This window comes from Kitasatospora sp. NPDC003701, from assembly GCF_053587085.1.
The window spans coordinates 14,881-31,029 of record NZ_JBSFNM010000002.1 but is presented as its reverse complement, the minus strand read 5'-3'; the positions used below and the strand labels follow the sequence as shown (position 1 = coordinate 31,029).

The following is a 16,149-nucleotide window of genomic DNA, read 5'->3' as shown; positions in this document are numbered from 1 at the left end:
GGTCCACTAACGTCCGTATTGTGGACGCAAAGGTTTCGCATTCCGAGATGCTGCGGCGTTCCCGCCGCTCCCCGGATCGGACCCCCGTCGACCGGTCCGCGACACGGGAGATCAACGGACCTGCCCCGGCCCGATACCGTTAGCCCTGTGCAAGCAGCAGGCGAAACGACGAGACCCAACCCGGAACGGCCCTCCCGTCGTCGGGGCAAGGGCTCACGGCGGGCGGCCAAGCAGGTCACCTGGCGCAGTACGGCCTGGGCGCTGGTCAAGGACACCACCAACACCTGTGTCGAGTACCGGGTCACCGGCCTCGCGGCGGAGGCGGCGTTCTTCACCCTGTTGTCCATTCCGCCGCTGCTGCTCTGCCTGGCCGGCACCCTCGGGTACCTGGACGAGTTCCTCGGCGCGGGCACGATCGACAAGCTGAAGTCGGACATCGTCTCGGCAGCCGGGACGGTGCTCTCGGACTCGTCGATCAAGCAGGTGGTGGTGCCGCTGCTGAACGACGTGTTCGACCACACCCGGCCCGACCTGATCTCGATCGGCTTCCTGCTCTCGCTCTGGTCCGGCTCGCGGGCGCTCTACATCTTCATCGACACCATCACGGTGATGTACGGGCTCGACGGCAAGCGCGGCATCGTCAAGACCAGGCTTATGTCGCTCGGCCTCTACCTCGGCGCCCTGGTGATCGGCTCGCTGGTGCTGCCGCTGCTGATGGCCGGGCCCGGGCTGGTGCAGAACGCCGTGCCGGACCTCGCGACGCTGGTCAACGCCGCCTACTGGCCGGTGGCGATCCTGCTGCTGATCGTCTTCCTGACGACCCTGTACCACCTCGCCGTGCCCGTCTCCACGCCCTGGCGGGAGGACATCCCGGGCGCGCTGGTCGCGCTGGTGGTGCTGGTCTTCTGCAGCGTGGCCCTGCGGCTCTACCTGGTCAGCTCGGTCGAGGGCCCCTCGGTGTACGGCTCGCTGGCCGCGCCGGTGGCCGTGCTGCTCTGGATCTTCGTGGTCGCGCTCGCGGTGCTGATCGGCGCCGCGATGAACGCGGCCATAGACCGGCGCTGGCCCACCCTGGAGACCGCCGACGCCCGTGCCGAGAACGAGCGCGCGCACGAGGAGGCCGCCGCCGCGGTGGTTCGCGAGGTGGCCGCCCGCCGCGCCGTCGAGCGGGCCCGGCGGGCGCGCGAACTCGGCCTCGCCGAGGGCGCCGAGGAGGAGTACGCCGAGGAGGGCGAGGACATCGACGTGCCCTCCGAGTACCCCGAGCGCTGGGCCGACGTGCTCGCCGCCGACAACGTCCGGGCCCGGCTCACCACCCGGGGCGGCCCGCACCACCGGCCGGCCCCGCCGCCGCCGGACAGCGACCGGCCGACCGCGCCGCCCCCCGAGCGCACGCTGCCCAGCCACCCGCCGCGGCCGCCGTGGGACCAGCGCTGACGCGGTGCGGGCGGGTCGGAGCTCCGGGGCCCGGGTCGGAGCCACCGGGCCGGACTCCGGGTCGGAACCCCGGTCGGATCCCGGGGCCGGCCGGGGTCGGGCGGCCGTGTCGGCGCAGGTGAAAAACCGGTTGGCAGGGTCGGGGGCGGCCGCTACGGTGTGAGCAGTTCGGTTCGGGGGCCGCTTTGCCGGCCCATGGAGAAGCAGGAGGTGGGTCTCGTGGCTGTCATTGCCGTCACGGCTGCCCTGGGCAGCGCTCGCATACACCACCTCTCCCTCCCGGCCGCCGGCTGACGACGCCTCTTCGCGCGCAGCCGTAGCCCGGCGGGATCACTTTCCTCCCGAAGGGCCCACCGCGTTGTTCAACGCTGCCTCCGTTCCGTCGTTCTCCCTCTCTTCTTCCGACTCCCTCCACTCCTTCGACCTCCCGCTGGCCGGCTACGGCTGGACGGCCGAGTTCGAGGAGTACTTCACCCCGCTCGCCGAGGCCGGGCTGACCCCTGCCCGGATCGTCCGGGTCGACCGGGGCCAGTGCGACGTCGTCCTGGCCGACCCGGAGACCGGTGAGCCGCGCACCGTCCGGGCCGACACCCGGTCGGTCGGCGACGCCGACATGATCAACTGCCCCTGCACCGGCGACTGGGCGGCCGTGGACCTCGCGGCCGAGCCGATGCCGTCCGTCGCGGCCCTACTGCCGCGTTCCACCGCGATCATCCGCAAGGTGGCCGGCAAGCGTTCGGACGGTCAGGTGCTGGCGGCCAACGTCGACACCGTGCTGATCGCCGCCTCGCTCGCCGCCGAGCCCGACCTCGGCCGGATCGAGCGCTTCCTCGCCCTGGCCTGGGAGTCCGGCGCCGAGCCGGTGGTCGTGCTCACCAAGGCCGACCTGGTGGACGACGCCGATTTCATCCGGGCCGACGTCGAGTCCATCGCGCCCGGCGTCACGGTGCTGGTGGTCAGCGCCGAGACCGGCGAGGGGGTGGACGTCCTGCGCGCCTGCACGCCCGGCACCACCGCGGTGATCGGGCAGTCCGGCGTCGGCAAGTCCACCCTGACCAACGTGCTGGCCGGCGCCGAGGTGATGGCCGTTCAGCAGGCCCGCGCGGTCGACCAGAAGGGCCGCCACACCACGACCACCCGTGAGCTGACCCTGCTGCCCGGCGGCGGTGTGCTGATCGACACGCCCGGCCTGCGCGAGGTCGGCCTCTACGGCGGCGAGGGTGTGGCGATGGCCTTCTCCGACATCGAGGAGCTGGCCGAGGAATGCCGCTTCCACGACTGCGGCCACCACACCGAGCCCGGCTGCGCGGTGCAGGCCGCGCTGGCCGACGGCACGCTCCCGCAGCGGCGGATGGAGAGCTACCTCAAGCTCCAGCGCGAGAGCGAGTGGATCGCCTCCCGCTCGGACGCCCGGTTGGCCGCCGCCCGGCTGAAGAAGTGGAAGGTCATCACCAAGTCCGTGCGTGCCCGGGGCACCGTGAAGCACTGACGGCGGACCGGCCGGGGTGGCGGGCGCGCGGTGCGTCGGCCCGTCGCCCGGCCGGGCTGTTCGCCGGTCCGGGCGGCCGCCTCCGGGGGCGGCCACTACGCTCGACCGCGTGGACGAGATCGACGGGGTGGAGGTGGTCGCCTTCGCGGACGCCCGGGCCTTCGAGGCCTGGCTGGCCGGCAACCACCCGCGCCGCGAGGGCGTGTGGATCAAACTGGCCAAGCGGAAGTCCGGCATCGCGTCGGTCACCGACGACGAACTCGTCGACATCGGGCTCTGCTACGGCTGGGTCTCCGGGCAGCGCCGCTCGCTCGACGCGCGGTACTACCTGCAGAAGTACGTACCGCGCCGGCCCAGGAGCCTCTGGTCGCAGGTGAACGTCGACCGGGTGGCGGCGTTGACGGCCGAGGGCCGGATGCGCGAACCGGGGCTCACCGAGGTGCGTCGGGCCCGGGCGGACGGCCGGTGGGCGGCCGCCTACGCGTCGCAGCGGGCGGCGACGGTCCCGCCCGAGCTCGCGGCGGCGTTCGACGCGGACCCGCGGGCCCGGCAGGCGTTCGAGGCACTCGACCGGACGGCGCGCTACCGGCTCGTCCTGCCGCTGCTCCAGGCGCTCACCCCGCAGGCCCGGCGGGCCCGGCTCGACCGGGCCCTGCGGCAGCTCGCGGGCGGCACCGGCCCGGCGTGACCGGGTGAGCCGCGGCCGGCGCGCCGCGGCCGGTCAACGGAGGCCGGTCAGCGTAGGCCGGTTCAGCGTAGGCCGGTCAGCGGAGGTCGGCCACCAGGCGGAAGCGCTCCAGCACGACGGGCGTGGTGTCGTCCACGGCGAAGCCGGGATCGGCGAGCGCGGCCCGCATCTCCTCGCCGTGCCAGAAGCCCTCGTGGCCGGCGCGCCACTCGGCCACCGTGGTGTGGCCCTCGCCCTCGTCCACGGCGTGCCGCAGGTCGACCTCCGCGAGCGGGACGACCCGGACGTCCGTCGTCTCGGTGACGGCCACCACCCGGCCGTCCGAGTCGATCACCGCCGAGCGGACGCCCACCTGCGGCAGCGGCTCGTTCTCGTGCTCGTACTGGGCGACCAGACCGGTGGTGCTGGTCTTGGCCCCGCCGAGGACGGCCGCGACCAGCCGGTCGCGCAGCGGTCCGGGGAAGCCGAACTGCTCGATCCGCAGCGCGGCGACCCGGGGGTCGTCCGGGCCGGTGTAGGGCTGCTCGGTCACGGGAGGGCTCCTTGTCGCCGGGGCAGGTGGGTAGGTGGGCCAGCAGGTGGTCGGGTGGGCAGGCGGGCCGGCAGGTCGACCGGGTGCGACGGCCGCCCGGCGCGGGCCCCGGCCAGGCTAGCCGTGGCCCGGCCGGACGGCCCGCGGTTTTCCGATCGACCGCGAACGGCGGCCCACCCGGCCCCGCGCCGCTCCGCCCCGGGGTGCCCCGACCGCCCCCGACCGCCCCGGGCGGCCCCTGAACGGCGGTGTCCGATTTCCGCCAGTCATGCCCCGCCGAGTGCCGCAGACTGGACAGCGTGATCGACGACGACATCCGGTACCGAGCCGTGGACAGCCGGGACGCCCGCTTCGACGGCGTCTTCTTCACGGCCGTCACCTCGACCGGCATCTACTGCCGACCGAGCTGCCCCGCCGTGACCCCCAAGCGCGTCAACTGCACCTTCTACCCCAGCGCCGCCGCCGCGCAGGGCGCCGGTTTCCGCGCCTGCCGGCGCTGCCGCCCCGACGCGGTGCCCGGCTCTCCCGAGTGGAACCACCGCGCCGACCTGGTCGGCCGCGCGATGCGGCTGATCGGCGACGGCATCGTGGACCGCGAGGGCGTCGCCGGCCTGGCCCAGCGCCTCGGCTACAGCTCCCGCCAGCTCCAGCGCCAGCTCACCGCCGAACTCGGCGCCGGGCCGATCGCGCTGGCCCGGGCCCGCCGCGCCCAGACCGCCCGGCTGCTGCTGCAGACCACCGAGCTGCCGGTCACCGAGATCGCCTTCGCGGCCGGGTTCGCGTCCGTCCGGCAGTTCAACGACACCGTCCGCGAGGTCTACGACCGCACGCCCAGCGGGCTGCGCGCCGAGGTCGCGGCCGGGCGGCGCACCGCGACCCCGGCCGGTGGCCTCACCCTGCGCCTGGCCTACCGGGGCGCGCTGGACAGCGACCACCTGATCGACTTCCTGGCCCTGCGCGCCGTCCCCGGCGTGGAGGAGGTCGTGCCCGGGCCGCGCCCCGGCGTCCGCACCTACCGCCGGACCCTCGCGCTCCCGTACGGCCACGGCATCGCCGAGGTGGACGGGCTCGCGGCCGACGACCCGAGGACCCGCGGCTGGCTGGACTGCCGCCTCTTCCTGGCCGACCTGCGGGACCTGCCGACCGCCGTCCAGCGGTTGCGGATCCTGTTCGACCTGGACGCCGACCCGGACGCGGTGGACGGCCGGCTCGGCACCGATCCGGTGCTCGGCGCGCTCGTCCGGGCCCGCCCCGGCCTGCGCTCGCCCGGCCACGTCGACCCGCACGAGCTGGCCGTCCGCGCCGTGCTCGGCCAGCAGGTCACCGTCGGCGCCGCCCGCACCCTGGCCGGGCGGCTCGCCGAGAAGTACGGCACGGCGCTGCCGGAGCCGAACGGCGGGCTGCGGCTGCTCTTCCCGACCGCCGGCGCCCTGGCGGTGGCCGATCCCGAGGACTTCGCGATGCCGGCGGCCCGCCGGCGGGCGCTCACCGGCCTCTGCGCCGCCCTGGCCGAGGGCGTCGTCCGGCTCGACAGCGGCGTCGACCGGGAGGAGGCGGCGGCGCAGCTGCTCGCCCTGCCCGGCATCGGCCCCTGGACCGTCGGCTACCTGCGGATGCGGGCCCTCGCCGACCCGGACGTCTTCCTGCCGAGCGACGTCGGCATCCGCCACGGCCTCACCCGGCTCGGCGCCCCCGGCGACCCGAAGTCCGCCGACCGCGCCGCCGAGGCCTGGGCCCCCTGGCGCTCCTACGCCGTCCACCGGCTCTGGGCCGGCGCCGCGAGTGACATCAGCACTGGAACGGAGAACACCCGAGCATGAGCACCACCGTCTTCACCTTCATGGAGAGCCCGTTCGGCCGGCTGCTGCTCAGCGGCCTGCTGCCGGCGGACGGCGGGCCGGCCGCGCTGGCCACCGTCACCGCCCCCGGGCAGAAGTACGCGCTCGCCGAACCCGCCGACGACTGGGTCCACGACCCGGACGCCCTCGTCGAGCCGGTCACCCAGCTCACGGCCTACTTCGCCGGTGAGCGCACCACCTTCGACCTGCCGCTGGCCCCGATCGGCACCGACTTCCGCCGCAGCGTCTGGGCCGCCCTGGACGACATCCCGTACGGCGAGACCGTCACCTACGGCCGGCTCGCCGAGCTGGCCGGGGCCTCGCCGAAGGCCGTCCGCGCGGTGGGCGGCGCCGTCGGTGCCAACCCGCTGCTCATCGTCCGGCCCTGTCACCGCGTCATCGGTGCCGGCGGCTCCCTGACCGGTTTCGCCGCCGGGGTGGACCGCAAGCGCTGGCTGCTGGAGCTGGAGAGCGGCACGCTGTTCTGAGGTCGTGCCGCGCCGGGGGCCGCCGGGGAGCCGCCGGGGTGCCGACCCCCGGCGGCCGGTCACCCGAGGTCCGCGCGGAGGTCGACCCGCCAGTCGTTGCTGCGCATGGGGCGCCCGGGCGGGAACTCGAAGTCGGTCTCGCCGAGCAGGGTGAAGCCGGCCTTGCGGCAGACGGCGTTGGAGGCGGGGTTGGCCACGTCGGGGAAGGCGTGCAGGTGGCGGTGGCGGGCCTCGGCGCGGGCCGCGGCGACGGCGGCCCGGGTGGCGGCGACGGCGATGCCCCGGCCCTGGTGGGGCGGCAGGACGTTCCAGCCCATCTCGTGCACCGTCGCGCCCTGCCACGTCCGGGTGCCGTAGCCGACGGTGCTGACGGGCTCGCCGCCGGGGAGCAGGACGATGCGGTACATGCGGCCGAGGCCCGAGGGGACGAAGTCCAGGTAGCGGCGGTGCCGGGCGAGGAGCTGTTCCTCGCTCTCCGGGCCGCCGACGTGCTTCTTCATCTCCGGGGTGTTGATCCGGCGGAGCAGTGCGAGATCGGCGTCCGTCCAGGGCTCGATCCGCAGGTGGGCGGTGTCCGCGAGGGAGGCTTCCATGCGGGGACGGTAGCCGTTGGCAGGGCCGGCGGCCTCCGAGTTTCCGACCGGGGCTACCGGGGCGCGACGGGTTCGGGTGCGACCTGCTGTTCCGGACCGGCCGGCGAGGCCAGGGCGCGGGCGAGCCGGTCGAGGGCCGGGAGCGCCTGCATGACGGCCTCGCGGTCGGTGGCGGTGAGCGTGCCGAGGGCGGTGGCGATGCGGCGCTCGTGGGCCTGCCGCCAGTCGTCCAGCTGGCGCAGGCCGGCCGGGGTGAGCGCGATCCGGGCGGTCCGGCGGTCGCCGGGGTCGGCCTGGCGGTCGACGAAGCCGGCTTCCAGCAGTTTGCCGACCAGACCGCTGACGGTGTTCGGGGCCAGCCGCTGGCGGGCGGCCAGTTCGCCGACCCGCAGCGGGGCGGCGGCGAGCGTCTGGAGGAGTTCGACCTGCGCCATCGGCAGGGACTCCCACGGGTAGTCGGTACGGATGCTGCTGCGCAGGGCGCGGCGCAGCCGGGTCACCACGTCGGTCAGCCGTCGGGCGCGTTCGATCGCCGGAGCGGGCGGCTCCGCGGGGGCGACCTGGGCCTCGGGATCGGTCGGAGCTTCGGCCGGCTCGGCGGCGGGGTCGGGAACGGGTGGTGACGACGGCATGGCGGACAGCGTAGCGCCTGGTGGCGGCCGCTCCGCCGAGCCGATCGCCCCCTGGGCGCCCCCGGTCGCGCGCCGGGTGGCGCATCGGTCGCGTGCCGACGGTCGGCCGGACGCCGCGCGCCGGCCGGAGGCGGCTCACCGGTCGAACACCGGCCGCCCGCCGCCCGCCGCCCGCCGCCCACCACCCGCCGACTCCCGGCTGCCCGCCGCCCGCCGCTCACCGCCCGCTCGCCGACGGCCGCGCGGGTCTCGTGCCCGGTCGAGGATCGCATGCCGATCAGCTCGTAGAGAGAACATATCTGCATCCGATATATTTCGCCGTATGAACGCCACCGCCCTCGCCACCCGGCTGCTCACCGAGCGGCCCCGGCCGCGCGGCATCGCCGGGTGGCGGCACGCCCACTGGCTGGCCGTCGGCACCGTCTGCCTCGGCGCCTTCCTCGGGCAGCTGACCGCAGGCATCACCGCCCTCGTCCTCCCCGCCCTCGGACGGCACTTCCGGACCGACTTCGCGGCGGTCGAATGGGTAGCCCTGGCGTACCTGCTGGTGCTGGTGGCCCTGCTGGCCCCGGTCGGCCGGCTCTCCGACCTCGTCGGCCGCAAGACCGTGTACCTCGGCGGCTTCGCCGTCTTCGCGCTGGCCTCGCTCGGTGCCGGGTTCGCCGGCGGCCTCTGGGTCCTGGTGGCCTGCCGGGCGGTCCAGGCGGTCGGCGGCGCGATGATGCAGGCCAACAGCGTCGCCCTGGTGGCACGCGGCGTCCCCGGGCACGCGATGCGGCGGGCGCTGGGCATCCAGGCGGCCGCCCAGGGCCTCGGCCTGGCGCTCGGCCCGAGCCTCGGCGGGCTGCTGGTCGAACACGCCTCCTGGCGCTGGGTGTTCTGGATCAATGTGCCGATCGGCCTGTTCGGCATCCTGGCGGGCTGGTTCCTGCTGCCCCGCACCCGTGCCGAGGCCTGGACCCCGCGCGCGGGCGGCGACGGCCGGTTCGACCTGCCCGGACTGCTGCTGCTCACCGGCGCGACCACCGCGCTGCTGCTCGCCCTCTCCACCGCCTCGGGCCTGCCGCTGCCCGGCTGGGCGGCGGCCGGTCTGCTGCTCCTCGCGGTGCTGCTCACCCTCGGCCTGGTCCGTCAGGAGCGGCGGGCGGCGCGGCCGATCCTGGCCCCGGGCCTGGTCAACACCCCGGGCGTGCGGCCCGGCCTGGCCGTCGCGCTGATCGGCTACCTGCTGCTGTTCTGCCCGCTGGTGCTCGGGCCGGTGCTGCTCGCCGAGTCCGGCGTCCCGGTCCTCCGGGCGGGCCTGGTGATCACCCTGCTCCCGGCCGCCTTCGCCCTCAGCGCGACCGCCGGCGGCAGCCTGCTTCCCCGGGCCTGGTCGGACGTCGCCCGGTGCCGGTGCGGCGCGGCCGTCGCGGGCGCCGGGCTGCTGCTCCTGGCGCTGCTGCCGGTGGGTGTCGCGACCGTCGCCGCCCCGCTGCTGGTCACCGGGTACGGGCTCGGCCTGCTGCTGCCCGCCAACAACGCGCTGGTGATGCGGGCGATCCCGGCGGAGTGCTCGGCGGTCGGCGGCGGCATGGTCAACATGGCCCGCAGCCTCGGTACCGCGCTCGGCACCGCGCTGCCCGTCCTGGGTGTCCACCTGGCGGGCGCGGCGTCCGGCGGCCGGACGGTGCTGCTGGCGCTCGCCGCCGTCGCCGGGCTCGCGGTGGCGCTGGTCCGCCCGACCGCGCGGACCGCACGGCGCCCGGTCGCGGGCTGACCACCGCCTCCCCGGCTCCCCCCGACGCCACCGTGCGCCGGGCCGGCCGCCCCGGCCCCGGTCAGCCGGTGCGCCCGTCGCCGGGCGGGCCCCCGGCCGCCGCGCGGGCGGTGACCAGGCCCGATTCGTAGGCGGCGATGACCGCCTGGGCGCGGTCACGGACGGCGAGCTTGTCGAAGATGCTGGTGATGTGGTTCTTGACCGTGGAGAGGCTGAGGTCCAGGTCGCGGGCGATCCCGGCGTTGTCCAGGCCGGTGGCCATCAGGCGCCACACCTCGACCTCGCGGGGGGTGAGGTCGCCCAGGCCGGTGGGGACCGGCCGGGTGTCGCGGGGCGCCCGTACGTAGGTGGAGATCAGCCGGGTGAGCAGGCGCGGTGCGACGACGGCCTCGCCGGCGTGGACGGTGCGGATCGCCGCGCCCAGCTCCTCCGGCGAGCTGTCCTTGGGCAGGAACCCGTACGCCCCGGCGCGCAGGGCGCCCACGACGTACTCGTCGAGGTCGAAGGTGCTGAGGGCCAGGACCCGGCAGCCGGGCGCGGTGGCGGCGAGTTCCGCGGTCGCGTCGACGCCGTCGAGGACGGGCATCCGGATGTCCATCACCACGACGTCGGGGAGCAGCCGGCGTGCCAGGGTGACGGCCTGCGCGCCGTTCTCGGCCTCTCCCACCACCTCGAAGGCCGGGTCGGGGGAGAGGATCAGCGACAGGCCGCGCCGGACCAGCGGCTGGTCGTCCGCGATCAGCACCCGGATCCTCGGCGGCGTCGGGCCGGTCCCGGTCATCGGAGCACTCCCTCGTGCTGGACGGCCGCCTCGGCCGTGTCGTCGGCGGTCAGCGGCAGTTCGGCCAGCACGGCGAAGCCCCCGTCGGCCTGCGGCCCGACGACGAGGGTGCCGCCGTGCAGGGCGACGCGCTCGCGCATGCCGATCAGTCCGTAGCCGCCCGGGCCCGCCGCCGACGACCCCTCCAGCGGCGGCGCGCCCCCGCCGTCGTCCCGCACCTCGACGGTGACCAGGTCCTGACGGTACGTCAGGATGACGCAGGCGCGGGCCGGTCCCGCGTACTTGCGGGCGTTGGTGAGCGCCTCCTGGGCGATCCTGAACACCGTGAGGCCGACGGTCGGCGGCAGCGGGCGCCGCGGCCCGCGGACGCTCAACTCGGTCGGCAGCCCGGCGGCGCAGGACTCGCCGACCAGGCGGTCGAGGTCGTCGGCGCCGGGCTGCGGCAGCGGCGGCGCGGTCTCCGGCTCGTCCCCGGCCCGCAGCACGTCGAGGAGTTGGCGCATCTCGCGCAGCGCGAGCCGCCCGGAGGACTCCAGGGTGACCAGGGCGTCCCGGACCACCTCCGGTCGGGCGAGGTTGGCCCGGGCGCCGCCGGCCATCAGCTGCATGGTGGTGATGTGGTGGGCCACGATGTCGTGCAACTCCCGTGCGATGCGGCGGCGTTCGTCGGCCACCGCGCGATCGGCGAGGAGCTGGCGGTTGGCCGCCACCTGCTGCTGCCAGCGGTTGACCGCCAGGGCGGTGCCGACGACGATCAGGGTGGACAGGGAGGTCGTGAGGGCGGTCTGCGCGTGCGAGAGCCGGCTGCCGGCCTGGCTCAGCATGGTCACCAGCACCGTCGCGGCGGCCGCGACCGCCGTCACCCGACCGGGGCAGGCCCTGGCGACCGAGAACAGGGCGACGACCAGCACGGCGCCGAAGTGGCTGGGCAGCGGGATCGTCACGGCGGCCGTCGCGTCGAGCGCCAGGACGGCGGCGAGGGCCGCCACGGGGTGGCTGCGCCGGGCGAGCAGCGGCACGGCCCCGAGCGCGACGAGGAGGAACCCGACCGCGCTGACCTCGTGCGGCCCCTCGGGGTCGTCGAAGAACGCGTAGCTGAGCAGGTTCAGCGCGCAGGCCCCGCCGGCCACGAGCGCGTCGTTGCGGGACCGCGGCGGCTCGACGCCCCCGACGGCCAGCGGATCCCGGGCGTCGCCGGGCCCGTCGTCTCGACTGCTGGGCATCTCTTCCCCCTGTGTTCGGCCTCCCGGCCCCTCGGGCTGCGGACTCCTCGGCCTCCCGGGGACAGGGTCGCACAGCAGCCGCGCCGCAAGCACCGCCGACCGGTGCTCCGCGCCCTGTTCCGGACGTCGGTCGGGGCCGGGACCAGGACCACGGTCCTGGTCCCGGCGCGGGGAAGGACCCAGGGCCCCGGTCCTGATCATCCGTTGCCACGACGCCCGCCCACCCCTCGCGGTGATGGTCTGGAGACCGGCCGGGAACCCCCGGCAGACGCCCGCAGTCGAGCCCGTCCGCCGGAGGACACCGTGATCCGCGCCCTGACCGGATACTCCACCAGACACCCGTGGAAGATCATCGCCCTCTGGGGGGTGCTGGGTGTCGTCCTGATCGGCCTGGGACCGACCCTGATCGCCCGGGTCACCCAGAGCCAGACCGGGGACTTCCTGCCCCGCAGCTACGACTCGGCCGCCGCGCTGCAGATCGCCCAGGAGCGGTTCGGGGCGGACCCCGACGCCACCACGGTGACGGTGCTGGTCGCCCGGTCCGACGGCAAGGCCCTCGGCGACGCCGACCGGCAGCGGATCGGGGCCGAGGCGGCGAAGCTGGCCCAGCGCCGGGTGGTCATGCCCAGGGAGGACGACGGCCCGGAGTTCCTGATCCCGGACCGCTCCCAGACGCCCCGGGTCGCCCCGGCGATGACGGCGCCCGACCGGAGCTTCGAACTGCTCGCCGTCCAGCTGATCGGGAACCCCGTGGACAAGGGCGTCCAGGGCGTCTACCGGGCCTTCCGGGACGCCGCCCGGACGCAGTTCGCCGAGGCGGGGATGCGCACCGGCTTCACCGGCGGCCTCGCCGAGACCGTCGACACCACCGACGCCCACGAGACCGCGGCGAAGGTCGGGAGCGCCCTCGTCCTGGGGTTCATCGTCCTGCTCAACGTGCTGGTCTTCCGCAGCGTGCTGGCGGCCGTGCTGCCGCTGATCGCGGTCACCATGATCGGCGGCGTGGCGGTGGGAGCCGTCGGGGTCGCCGCGCTGCTCACCGGGCGCAAGCTCGACGCGGGCACCCCGGGGCTGATCAACGTGGTCCTGCTCGGCATCGGCATCGACTACCTGCTGTTCCTGCTGTTCCGCTACCGCGAGCACCTGCGCGCCCGGCCCGAGCAGCCCGCCCGGGAGGCGGCCGCGCAGGTCTCCGCCCGGGTGGGCACCGCGATCACCTCGGCGGCGCTGACCATCGTGGCCGCGTTCGCCACGCTGGGCCTGGCCACCTTCGGGCAGTTCCGCTCGCTGGGCCCCGCGATCGCCGTCGCTGTCCTGGTGATGCTGTTCGGCAGCCTCACCCTGCTGCCGGCGCTGCTCGCGGCCGCCGGGCGCAAGATGTTCTGGCCCTCCAAGTCCCTGCGCCGCGAGCCCCGCGAAGGCCGGGCGGCCCGCTTCGGCGCACTGGTCACGCGCCGACCGCTGACGATGCTGACCGCCTCCGTCGTCGTCCTCGCCGCGCTGGCCGCCGGGCTGATCGGCATCCGCATGGACTACGGCCGGGGCGGCTCCGGCGACGGGACACCCGCCGCGGCCACCGCGGTCGAGATCTCCCGGGCGCTGCCGGCCGGCGTGTCCGACCCGACGAGCGTCTTCGTCACCCGCACGGACGGCGCCGCCCTGACCACCGCCGGACTCGACGAGCTCTCCCGCGCGCTCACCGTGGTCGACGGTGTGGGCCAGGTCGCGCCGACCGTCCTGAACGAGGACCACCGGGCCGCCCGGATCGACCTCTACCCGACCGCGGACCCGCAGAGCCAGCAGGCCCGCGACCTGGTCGCCGGACCGATCCGGGCCGCGGTCGCCCAGCACACGCCCGCCGGGACGACGGCCCACGTGGGCGGCACGGCGGCGATCTTCGCCGACGTCTCGACCGCCGTCGACCACGACCTCAGGATCGTGTTCCCGGTCGCGGCCGCGCTGATCGCGCTGATCCTGCTGATGCTCCTGCGCAGCCTGCTGGCACCGGTCGTCCTGATGCTCTCCGTCGGGCTCGGCTTCGCCGCCACCCTCGGCGCCGCCACGCTGCTGTTCCAGCACGGCCTCGGCGAGCCGGGCGTCGGCTTCACCCTGCCGCTGGTGCTCTTCCTGTTCGTGGTGGCCCTGGGCACCGACTACAACATCCTGATCACCGACCGGATCCGGGAGGAGATGCGGCGACCGGGTCCGGCCCGCGCCGCCGTGGCCCGCGCGGTGCGGCACACCACGCCGGCCGTCGCGACGGCCGGGCTGGTGCTGGCCGGCTCCTTCGCCACGCTCGCCACGACCCCGGGGAGCGAACAGGTCGCCTTCGCGATGGCGCTCGGCATCATGCTCTCGGCACTCGTCCTGTCGCTGGTCCTGGTCCCCGCCGTGGCGGCCCTCCTCGGCCGGAGCATGTGGTGGCCGGTCCGCCCGCGGCCCGCCGCGGGCGCCCACCCGCAGCCCCGGGCGGCCGCACCCGCCCCGGAACCCGAGCAGGTCAGGGCGTACTGAGACCCGGACCGCCGGGCGCACGGGCCCGGTGACAGCAGGACGGCCGGGGGCGGTGGACGAGTTTCCGTCCACCGCCCCCGGCCGTTCGTGCGGGTCGGTCAGGAGGCGGGCACACCAGGGGCCGCGCCGCGCTCGGTGAGCATGTCGGTGATCAGCTGGATCTCCGAGGTCTGCCCGACCACCATCGACTGGGCGAGCCGCTTCTCCGACTCGTTCCTGGCCAGGTCGACGTAGCCCTGGGCCATCTCCACCCCGCCCTTGTGGTGCTCCAGCATCAGCTGCAGGTAGTACACCTCGGCGTCGCGCCCGCTGAGCGAACCCAGCCTGGCGAGCTGGGCGTTGGTGGCCATGCCCGGCATCAGCGAGCCGTCGTGCGCCTCGTAGGTGTGGTTCATCCGCATCCACGTCATCGGCTTGGCCGCCGAGTGCTGCGGGAGCCCCCACTGGTCGAGCCAGCCCATCATCATCCCGCGCTGGTTGGCCTGGGTGTTGATGATGTCGAAGGCGAGGGTGCGCACCGGCGCGTCGTCGGTCCGGTCACGGACGATGAACGACAGGTCGACGGCCTGCTGGTGGTGGGTCGCCATGTCGCGGGCGAACCCCGCCTCGGGCGAGTCGTCCGCCGGGGCCGTCAGCGAGGACGAGCCGGAGGCCGACGTCCCGCTCGCGACCAGCGCGGGTACCCCGAGCGCGAGGGCGAGCGCGGCGGCCAGGGCCGCCGGCCACCAGAGCCGCCGGCGGCCGGGACGCGGTGCCTCGTCCGACGAGTCGTCCCGGGCCTCGCCCCGCGCGTCGGGTGTCGCCGCGTCGGCGGTCACATCGCCCCCATGGTGCAGGACGCGCCCGGCTCCTGCGTCTGCTTGCCCTGCACGTACTTGGTGAAGAACTCGGCCACCCGGGGGTCCTTGGCGCTGTCCACGACCAGCTGGGTGCTCCAGGCGCTGAGGGTGATCGTGCCCTTCTCGTCCGGGTACGGGCTCATCAGCGAGTACGGGGTGGCCTTCACCTTGTCGGAGAGGGTCGTGATGTCCTCCGGCGTGGCCTTGCCGTTGTACGTCACCCAGACCGCGCCGTGCTCCAGCGAGTGGACGGCGCGCTCGTTCTCGACCGGCTGGTCGTAGACGTGGCCCATGCAGTCCAGCCAGACCGCGTTGTGGTCGCCGCCGACCGGCGGGGTCTGCGGGTAGGTGACCTTCTCCTTGACGTGGTTGCGGCTCAGGTCGCCGAAGGTCTGGACACCGTCGATCGGCGCGGCGGCCGCGGCCTCCTTGGCCTTCTTGTCCTGGTTGGCGTCGATCACGATCCAGGTGCCGGTGGCGATCGCGGCGATCACCAGGGTGCCGGCGACCACCGAGGCGATGATCTTGTTCCGGCGGTCGCGGCGCTGCTCGGCGGCGCGCAGCTCGGCTATCCGGGCGCGACGGTCGAGGCCGGCCTGCTTGCCGCTCGGCTTGTTGGACTGCTTCGAGGCGGAACCCATGAGGTGTCCTTGTCCCCGCCGCGCGCTTGGGGCGCGGCGGTCTGATGAGAGGGCGGAGGGGCGGATCCGCCGGCGCCGCCCCGGCCGCCGTCCGCTCGGACGGGCAGGGGGGAGGGCCGGCGGTGGGTTCCGCTCAGGACCGGTGAACTTGGAGTTCGTGCAGGTCGGGTGCCGGGCGCGGACCGTCCAGGAGCCCGCTGGGCACCACCCGGGGCTGGGCCTCGGGGGTCTCCGGGCGGGCCGTCACGGCGGGCTGCGGATGCGGCGGCGGGTTGGGCAGCTGGGCGTCCTGGGCGCAGTACGGGTGGCCGGAGCAGCCGTTGTTGCGATGCGGCGGCTCGCCGTCGGCGGAGCACCACGTCCAGTGCCGCTTCTCCTCGGCGTGCGACCGGTCGGACAGCGCGACGGCCGGGCCGGTGCGCGGGGCCCCGGCCTGCCGGGACGCGCGCTCCACGCCGGGCGCCCGCGGTGCCCCGGTCATGGGGGAGGCCGCGGCGACGGGGCCGACGACGGTGCTCTCCGGAACGGCGGCGGCCTGGGCGGACCGGTCCGCCGAGACCGCCTGGGCCTGGCCCGCGCACGGGAGCGCCGTCAGCAGCCCGACCAGCAGGAGGAACCACAGGGCACCCACCGGGCGGTCCGCGAGTACGGCCCTCCCCGGTCGGGGCGATCTGGGGGCCGACGCGGTCATGCGC

The 16,149-nt window shown here is 75.3% G+C and carries 15 protein-coding genes; 7 read left to right on the top strand and 8 right to left on the bottom strand.

The annotated features are described in order from the left end of the window. The first annotated feature begins 147 nt into the window (after positions 1–147). The 3 genes from ACWDRR_RS02275 (at position 148) to ACWDRR_RS02265 (ending at position 3,614) form a co-directional block, all read left to right on the top strand. Entirely contained in the window at positions 148–1,437 is a 1,290-nt protein-coding gene (locus ACWDRR_RS02275) for a YihY/virulence factor BrkB family protein (protein WP_449770283.1), read from the top strand. 358 nt (positions 1,438–1,795) lie between these two features. Continuing rightward, positions 1,796–2,926, top strand: coding sequence for a ribosome small subunit-dependent GTPase A (rsgA, locus tag ACWDRR_RS02270; RefSeq protein WP_449770282.1), 1,131 nt, complete (start codon positions 1,796–1,798; stop codon positions 2,924–2,926). A 109-nt stretch (positions 2,927–3,035) separates the two neighbouring features. Beyond that, positions 3,036–3,614 carry a YdeI/OmpD-associated family protein gene (locus tag ACWDRR_RS02265; RefSeq protein ID WP_449770281.1) on the top strand — a complete coding sequence of 193 codons (579 nt, stop codon included), beginning with the start codon at positions 3,036–3,038 and terminating at the stop codon, positions 3,612–3,614. A 76-nt stretch (positions 3,615–3,690) separates the two neighbouring features. Here the strand turns inward: ACWDRR_RS02265 and ACWDRR_RS02260 are convergent, their stop codons facing one another. Beyond that, on the bottom strand, positions 3,691–4,146 hold the full coding sequence (locus tag ACWDRR_RS02260) for an ASCH domain-containing protein (protein WP_449770280.1): 456 nt from the start codon (positions 4,144–4,146) through the stop codon (positions 3,691–3,693). Between the two features lie 299 nt (positions 4,147–4,445). Between ACWDRR_RS02260 and ACWDRR_RS02255 the strand changes: the two genes are divergently transcribed. Continuing rightward, positions 4,446–5,966, top strand: coding sequence for a DNA-3-methyladenine glycosylase 2 family protein (locus ACWDRR_RS02255; protein WP_449770279.1), 1,521 nt, complete (start codon positions 4,446–4,448; stop codon positions 5,964–5,966). Further along, complete coding sequence (locus tag ACWDRR_RS02250) at positions 5,963–6,472, top strand: methylated-DNA--[protein]-cysteine S-methyltransferase (RefSeq protein WP_449770278.1); 510 nt, start codon at positions 5,963–5,965, stop codon at positions 6,470–6,472. Before ACWDRR_RS02255 ends, ACWDRR_RS02250 begins: the two co-directional genes overlap by 4 nt. Before the next feature lie 59 nt (positions 6,473–6,531). Here ACWDRR_RS02250 and ACWDRR_RS02245 read toward each other — a convergent pair whose 3' ends face one another. After that, entirely contained in the window at positions 6,532–7,065 is a 534-nt protein-coding gene (locus tag ACWDRR_RS02245; protein ID WP_449770277.1) for a GNAT family N-acetyltransferase, read from the bottom strand. Positions 7,066–7,118: 53 nt separating this feature from the next. Next, positions 7,119–7,697, bottom strand: coding sequence for a MarR family winged helix-turn-helix transcriptional regulator (locus tag ACWDRR_RS02240; protein ID WP_449770276.1), 579 nt, complete (start codon positions 7,695–7,697; stop codon positions 7,119–7,121). A 322-nt stretch (positions 7,698–8,019) separates the two neighbouring features. Between ACWDRR_RS02240 and ACWDRR_RS02235 the strand changes: the two genes are divergently transcribed. Then, a complete protein-coding gene (locus ACWDRR_RS02235; protein ID WP_449770275.1) occupies positions 8,020–9,456 on the top strand; it encodes an MFS transporter in 1,437 nt (478 codons plus the stop codon). Between the two features lie 61 nt (positions 9,457–9,517). On the opposite strand, the gene ACWDRR_RS02230 is transcribed toward ACWDRR_RS02235, so the two are convergent. Continuing rightward, positions 9,518–10,237 carry a response regulator gene (locus ACWDRR_RS02230; RefSeq protein ID WP_449770274.1) on the bottom strand — a complete coding sequence of 240 codons (720 nt, stop codon included), beginning with the start codon at positions 10,235–10,237 and terminating at the stop codon, positions 9,518–9,520. Continuing rightward, entirely contained in the window at positions 10,234–11,460 is a 1,227-nt protein-coding gene (locus ACWDRR_RS02225; protein ID WP_449770273.1) for a sensor histidine kinase, read from the bottom strand. Before ACWDRR_RS02225 ends, ACWDRR_RS02230 begins: the two co-directional genes overlap by 4 nt. A 303-nt stretch (positions 11,461–11,763) precedes the next feature. Between ACWDRR_RS02225 and ACWDRR_RS02220 the strand changes: the two genes are divergently transcribed. Continuing rightward, positions 11,764–13,974, top strand: a complete 2,211-nt coding sequence (locus ACWDRR_RS02220) for an MMPL family transporter (protein WP_449770272.1) — start codon at positions 11,764–11,766, stop codon at positions 13,972–13,974. Positions 13,975–14,072: 98 nt separating this feature from the next. Here the strand turns inward: ACWDRR_RS02220 and ACWDRR_RS02215 are convergent, their stop codons facing one another. The 3 genes from ACWDRR_RS02215 to ACWDRR_RS02205 all read right to left on the bottom strand — a co-directional run bounded on the left by ACWDRR_RS02215 (position 14,073) and on the right by ACWDRR_RS02205 (position 16,085). Continuing rightward, positions 14,073–14,687, bottom strand: a complete 615-nt coding sequence (locus ACWDRR_RS02215; protein ID WP_449770524.1) for a DUF305 domain-containing protein — start codon at positions 14,685–14,687, stop codon at positions 14,073–14,075. Positions 14,688–14,788: 101 nt separating this feature from the next. Beyond that, complete coding sequence (locus ACWDRR_RS02210) at positions 14,789–15,454, bottom strand: DUF3105 domain-containing protein (protein ID WP_449770271.1); 666 nt, start codon at positions 15,452–15,454, stop codon at positions 14,789–14,791. 133 nt (positions 15,455–15,587) lie between these two features. Then, positions 15,588–16,085 (bottom strand): hypothetical protein, encoded by a 498-nt coding sequence (locus ACWDRR_RS02205; protein WP_449770270.1) that lies wholly within the window; start codon positions 16,083–16,085, stop codon positions 15,588–15,590. Positions 16,086–16,149 lie beyond the last annotated feature (64 nt).

Bases quoted from the DNA above. Each gene is read 5' to 3' on its own strand.
- ACWDRR_RS02240 (WP_449770276.1), bottom strand. From the start codon at position 7,697: ATGCCGTCGTCACCACCCGTTCCCGACCCCGCCGCCGAGCCGGCCGAA.
- ACWDRR_RS02250 (WP_449770278.1), top strand. From the start codon at position 5,963: ATGAGCACCACCGTCTTCACCTTCATGGAGAGCCCGTTCGGCCGGCTG.
- ACWDRR_RS02245 (WP_449770277.1), bottom strand. From the start codon at position 7,065: ATGGAAGCCTCCCTCGCGGACACCGCCCACCTGCGGATCGAGCCCTGG.
- ACWDRR_RS02225 (WP_449770273.1), bottom strand. From the start codon at position 11,460: ATGCCCAGCAGTCGAGACGACGGGCCCGGCGACGCCCGGGATCCGCTG.
- ACWDRR_RS02235 (WP_449770275.1), top strand. From the start codon at position 8,020: ATGAACGCCACCGCCCTCGCCACCCGGCTGCTCACCGAGCGGCCCCGG.
- ACWDRR_RS02230 (WP_449770274.1), bottom strand. From the start codon at position 10,237: ATGACCGGGACCGGCCCGACGCCGCCGAGGATCCGGGTGCTGATCGCG.
- ACWDRR_RS02210 (WP_449770271.1), bottom strand. From the start codon at position 15,454: ATGGGTTCCGCCTCGAAGCAGTCCAACAAGCCGAGCGGCAAGCAGGCC.